This window comes from Pseudomonas sp. MF08875, from assembly GCF_059862525.1.
Genome location: NZ_JCBCUW010000095.1, coordinates 1 through 6,084, shown reverse-complemented (window position 1 = coordinate 6,084; position 6,084 = coordinate 1). Strand labels below are relative to the sequence as shown.

General features: G+C 54.0%; 4 protein-coding genes. 2 read left to right on the top strand and 2 right to left on the bottom strand.

Features of this window, described 5'->3' with window-relative positions:
* Positions 1 to 237 precede the first annotated feature (237 nt).
* The gene (locus tag AC19YT_RS27890; protein ID WP_500611356.1) at positions 238 to 744 is read left to right on the top strand and encodes a hypothetical protein; all 507 of its coding nucleotides are present in this window, start codon (positions 238 to 240) and stop codon (positions 742 to 744) included.
* A 13-nt stretch (positions 745 to 757) separates the two neighbouring features.
* On the opposite strand, the gene AC19YT_RS27885 is transcribed toward AC19YT_RS27890, so the two are convergent.
* Together AC19YT_RS27885 and AC19YT_RS27880 are read right to left on the bottom strand one after the other, a co-directional pair.
* Positions 758 to 1,267 carry a DUF6998 domain-containing protein gene (locus AC19YT_RS27885; RefSeq protein WP_500611357.1) on the bottom strand — a complete coding sequence of 170 codons (510 nt, stop codon included), beginning with the start codon at positions 1,265 to 1,267 and terminating at the stop codon, positions 758 to 760.
* Positions 1,268 to 1,310: 43 nt separating this feature from the next.
* Positions 1,311 to 2,129, bottom strand: a complete 819-nt coding sequence (locus AC19YT_RS27880; protein ID WP_500611355.1) for a hypothetical protein — start codon at positions 2,127 to 2,129, stop codon at positions 1,311 to 1,313.
* Positions 2,130 to 2,401: 272 nt separating this feature from the next.
* On the opposite strand from AC19YT_RS27880, the gene AC19YT_RS27875 reads away from it, so the two are divergent.
* A complete protein-coding gene (locus AC19YT_RS27875) occupies positions 2,402 to 5,596 on the top strand; it encodes a tetratricopeptide repeat protein (RefSeq protein ID WP_500611354.1) in 3,195 nt (1,064 codons plus the stop codon).
* The last annotated feature ends 488 nt before the right edge of the window (positions 5,597 to 6,084 follow it).

Genomic DNA, 6,084 nt, shown 5'->3' with positions numbered 1-6,084 from the left:
CGCTTCATAAACGCTCTGACGCGCTATTGGCGCTGATCGCGGCTATTTGCTTGGGAAACCGCCTCGCCCAGGAACACTGGGCTGAGGCACCCAAGATGCGAAAGTGTTTTTACACACTCTGGGCCAATAGCGGCCTCTGGCGATAGGCACCAATTGGCCCAAACAAGCCATGCATGAATCACTGAAAGCCCCTGCGGCGAGTGTACTATCTCCAGTCAACACGGCAGGGGGTAGATCATGTCCATCCAGCAAGCTTCAGATTGGGAGGCATCGATAGTCTTGGCAATAATTGACGAGCTGGATCAGCTTAAGCATCTAGTCGAGGACAAGAGCGGCTCGACGGAGAAAGGTGACATCCATGCGCAACTCCACCGGCTATACGGCCTTACGGATCTCGCGCACAACGAGCAAATCCCTTTCGCCGAGCTGACCAGGCTTCAGATCCGAGAGTTGAATGAGTTGGCGATGGGGATGATTCGAAAAACGATCGACTTCACCCCACCAAGTGATGAGCGTGCACAGAGCCTGGCGCGCGAAGCCGCAAAGGGACTTTTCGATGCGATTGCGCTCAATCTCCCCCACTTAGCCCAAGCTGAGACAAGCAAATATGCGATCGCCCTGTCCATGAACGCTTTCGACTCGCTGCGAAAGCACATGGGGAACCATCCCGATTTCGAGATGATGGAGCGGTTGGTGCTGGTACAGGACTACCGAGTAATGAAGTTGGCAGGGGGCAATCGCTAAAGAGCGACCGCGCTCACGGCCGCGACCAGCGCAATCGTGCTATTGCCTTGAATTGAGCTATCCCGACCGATCCTCTCTCGTTTCGTGCTTTCGAACCAGGCCTTGTGACCAGTATTTCCACAGCAGAGCGTTCGGCCTCATAAATGACAAACGCGTTAAAGTCTGAATCTAAAAGAACCAACTGAACAACATCGAACGGCTGTCTAAGGTCGATGGCGCCTACCCGGCCAGTGATTTTCTTCGGATTGGCAATCACGCGCCCTTTGATCTGCACTCGGACAGCGATCCCATCTCTCGTCTCTGTGGCGTCATAACCAGCTGTTCGTGCTGCATGTAGATCCAGACCAAGGATCGCAGCAGCCTCACATTCGGCAATCTCGCCAGTGATGCCTAGCGGCTTTCCAGTCAGTTGCCGATATTGGACAGCTAGTCGTTTTGCCTGCTCCACGAGTTCGGATACCTGCGCACGCTCGGAGCTGGGTGGCTCCGTTGAGCCGGGATTGGTCGTAGTGAGCTGCTCCATTTTTTTCACGAAACCACTATATGTTGTGTTTAAACGTTTTCACTCATCTTGGACGTATGGAATTGCTCAGACTGCTGAGCCCTACAGTAGCCTCCTCGGCGAATCTCGACACCAGAGACTCAACGATTTCGAGCGTACCTGCTGGCGCTAAAGGCCCAACCAAAATTTGCGCAGACCTCAGAGCATCGGGATCAAGCCTGATGTCGATGTGAGTACGCCCAGGGATATCTCTCAGAAGGTTGACGCCAGTGCGATTCCATTCTGTCCTCGACTGAATATAGGAGGCTGGGTCTCCTTGATAAGGCGTTTCCGGGCCGGGCGCCGCCGCGATCACAAATCGATACTCCTCTTGGAATGCCCAGGAATTTGGCTTGAAGTGAGCTATCTCAGTCAGATCACCGAAAAACGTTATGTGATCGTGGGCTAGTGCTGAGTAGAGGGGCTCTATAGCTGTTTCCACATCTGGAACGTAGCGCACTCTTCGTCCAAAAGTCGCCCTCATCTCTGGGTAAGGTGTGAGGGTAATGTTTGGAGAAAGCATCTCCTCCACACTGAAGGGTGCCTGCAGGTCAATGAATTGAAATTGTTCGTGCCACCGAATGTCGATCGGATGCCAGATAAATGGATCTGGCCGAAGGGAGATTCGAACACCCTTCATCGCGTCGCCGTACATCGCCCATTGTGGAATGCTCTCCTGCTGTGATGCTGACCAACAGCTTGCGAAGGTTCTGGCTCCCAACGGGAAGTGCCCTATAGAACGGCCTTCCGTGACATCATCAAATTGATCCAACCTGGTGAACCTGAGAGTTTGGTACCGCAGGATTAGAGCCAAGGTATTCACGGTCGTGTAGTGATGGATCATGGCAACTCTTCCAGGGCAGGTGGACTGATCAATTTTACGATACAAGCATATGACGCAGTGAATCGGTCCTGATTGGGTGGATGCACTTAACCCTCATGAAAGCCTGCAAAACAGTCCGCGTCTGGCCGGGAAGCACCTGTCGCAATAGGCTTGAGTCGGTCAGAAGTGTTCGCTTGTGCCCTGCGCTAAGCACCACCAGGGGGCCGAGGTGACTGGTGAAATCTCGCTGCCTCTGCAATCGTTGAGATCCACATCAATCAGGAAGGGACGGAATGCAGAATAGATCTGAGGAAAGAGTCGTCTCACCATCACAGTTTATGCGCCAAATTCGGCCGGAGCTTTATTCGGACTCAACTTCGCTCGTTAAACACCAGCTCAAGAGCGAGGTCCTATCTCACCATCTGGACACAATTACTGAGCGCAACCAGACACATGACTTTGAGCTGTTCTGCCGCAAGCTGTGTGAGCGAACAATTTGTCCGAACTTGAGGCCTTCGACCGGCCCCGAGGGTGGGGGAGATAGCAAAGCTGACACTGAGACTACGCCGGTTTCCGATGAGGTCAGCAAGCTCACCTATGTCGGCTTGGCAAATGCCGGCAGCGAACGATGGGCTTTCGCGTTCAGTGCAAAAAAAACGTGGGCAGACAAGGTGCGATCAGACGTGGCTGGAATCATGGCCACGAATCGGGGTTACAAAAGAGTTTTCTTCATCACGTCGAGATCTGCACGTGCAAAAGATCGAGCACGCCTAGAAGACGAGCTTACCAGCCAGTACGGCGTTCAAGTCACAATTCATGATCGCACCTGGATCATTGATGAGGTCATCGAGAAGAACCGCCGAGATCTGGCATACAACTATCTGGGGCTTGGTGATGCGAGTAGCGACGCGGAACTGGGCCCATCTGACTATTCCCGAAGGCAGCAGCTGGCGGATATCGAGAAAGAGCTGACGGACCCCGCTGCATTTCCCGGGCTGGAAATGCAGCGGGCAGCTGAGGCTCTCGTCGCGGCCAAGCTGGCAAGATCTTTGGAGTTACCACGGATTGACGTTGACGGCAGACTACTTCGGGCAGTGCGCCTAGCTGACGACGGTGGAACACACCGACAGCGGCTTACGGCTCGCTACGAGACTCTCTGGACAGCATTTTGGTGGTTTGACGACATCAAGGCGGTTGCCAATGGGTATAAAGACTTTGAAGCTCTAGTGATTTGCGACGAGCACGCTAAGAACTTAGAACTGCTGTGCAACCTTGCCCAGCTGCTTTTCAATGCGGTCATGCATGGACACCTCTCGGCGGAGCAAGCTGAACTGCACTCGCGCATCAGTCGGCTTTCCTCAAGGCTAGAGGAGCTGTCGAGTGACACCAACCGCCCGAACAATGCGTTGGAAGCAAAGACTTCGCTTCTCACGATTCAGCTCAACCAAGCCCTATTGACCAGCGAGTCAGAGAGACTGGCAGCGCTTTGGCCTCAGTTCGGAGAGGTTCTCTCTAAGGCCGATGGCCTCGGAGAGTTCGACGCCAACCGGCTTACAAAGCTGATTGAGGTATTTGGCCAGGTAGCCGGCAAGGACCGAGGATACCGAGACCTGGTAGATCAAGCTTCAGAGTTTGTCGCCAGACGTACAGGAGATAGCCAAGGTGCCTTAGTTCTGCTCAGGCGTGCCGATCAGCTCGACTTCGACGAAAACATGGAGATGATCCGGCTTCTTGGAAAATCTACACGACTGCTTAGTAAGAAAGAGCATTCCGAAGACCTGGTCCACGCACAGACTCTGCTCGCAGTCGCTTACAGAAGTGCCGGCTTGCTTTGGGCGGCGCGGGCAAGTTGCACGTCAGCAGCAGTGACCTTGTTCATAGAGGCCGACGAAGGCGGTGAACTACCGTCAATCATATTTCCTACGCTTATGACTGCAGCATGGCAGGCCGTCGAACTGAAGCACTTTCCTGAGACTTTGGAAATTATTCAGATGGCTCGCGGCTGTCTAAATTCTTTGCCTTTCAACGACGAGTCGGAACAGCGTGCCACTGAGCAGCTGAAGGACTTTGACATGGTACTTGCCTGTCAATTGGCAAATTTATCTGCCGACGAAACAAAGAATCTGGTGATGATCCCAGACATATTGGCCCGGCTGGGCTTACTCCATAGCCGGGCCACGCTACTTTACATTTTGGGTTACGAGGATCTGCTACGAGAAGAAGGATGGATTCCGACAAGTGAATCGGCTCAGGATGTCTCTAGCCTCTTCAACCGATTAGCGGGCCAGCCTGCCGGCGATGCGCGCTGGAGACCTGTCATCTTCAACGGCCAATCCAGCCAAGTGTTCGCCACCTCGGTTCTTGGGGTGCAGGTGAGCGTGACACACGAGCCGACCGACACCAGCATCACCGTGGCGGAGGCTATTGTCGGGACGGTGGAGGCATTCTTCGCCACGACTTTCGAGTGGGACGTCTTCGCACATGCCGAGCGTTTCGATGTATTTGTCGTTGAGGCGAATGTTACTCGCTTTGAGGTCACGACAGATTTCGACCATATGAGAACGACGGTGCGCTGGCCCAATGGAGTGTTTCCTGGCTCCACGTCGGTATACGGTGACTTTCTGAATATGCTGCTGGAGGCAGCGGGCGCTATCTTCGTCGCTACCTGCCGGGCGAAGAATCTCAAACAGGTAGTTGCTCGGTTATTTGAGACTGACGCTGCTATGGACCGGGCGGCAATGATCGGCTCCTTATGCTTAAGCCGTGAACGAATTTTCGGAGGCGTGTCACGCTTAGACTCTTGGGATAAGTACTCGCCACAGCAGTTCGATGCGAGGTCAGACAGACCTTTGGTTGAGCGCGAACTGCCCCCAAGCGTGACGCCCACTCACTCCCCAAACAACCCTTACGACAAGTCGGATATCCCAAAGATGACCGATCACCGTGACGTAAAGGTGCACTCCGTAATCGATGTCCACCTATGGGATCGTGCTGGCTGGACAGGAGCAGCTTACGGTGTCGTTGCACCAGATGCACCGCCGTTCCTAGCGCTGATGTTCAAAAGCCGGGAAGCTGCAGTAAAGATCTTTGAGCGGTGGCAGGAGCGGTTTGGGAAAGAAGATAAGGAAGAAGAAATTTACATCAGCATTATTCGACGGTTCTCCGCTGAACATCCGAGTCATTATGGAATGGTTGTGACCTCGCAAATTCCGACGAATCCAGAAGACTCACGGAAAGCCATGCTGACAACTCGATCTCTCACCATGGAGCCTACCAGCGACGTCAATCTCACAGGATTCCTGGAACGGTATAGCAAGGTAGGTGCATATCTCCTGATCCCGATGGTGCTAGAACCTGGGCAGCGACCACAATTCATCGAAGGGCTCCAAATTCTGAAGCGGTATCTAAACGTGAAGTCGGCTGCTGATGTCGGCCCTGATGACGTAGAGGATGTTTTCCTCACACTCCGTGGCCTTCGGCCCCACTGATACTTCCCAGCGGCTAATACAGTCCTTCGGATGTGGATGGGCGGACGACCACTCACGCAGACGTTGTTCGAACGGCTGGAGCGGCTGCAACATCTGCCACTTGATCTGCCCGCCCAGTTGCTCTTGCGCGTAGATCGGTTCAGTGGCGATCACTTCCCCCTTGATTTTCTTCCGCGAGAACAGGATGCGCCGGGACACGTATCGTTCGTGCAGCAACTGCCCATGACCTAAAACTTGCTCAAGAGCTCTTAGCCCATAGCGAGGTCTGGGTAGCAGCCCGCGGCATTAAATACCAGACACCACAAGGCTGAGTGAATGCCCGCTCCTGGCCGACTTCTGCCTTTCATGACGGGCAGCGGTCGGCCCAGAGTGTGTAAAAACACTTTCGCATCTTGGGTGCCTCAGCCCAGTGTTCCTGGGCGAGGCGGTTTCCCAAGCAAATAGCCGCGATCAGCGCCAATAGCGCGTCAGAGCGTTTATGAAGCGCT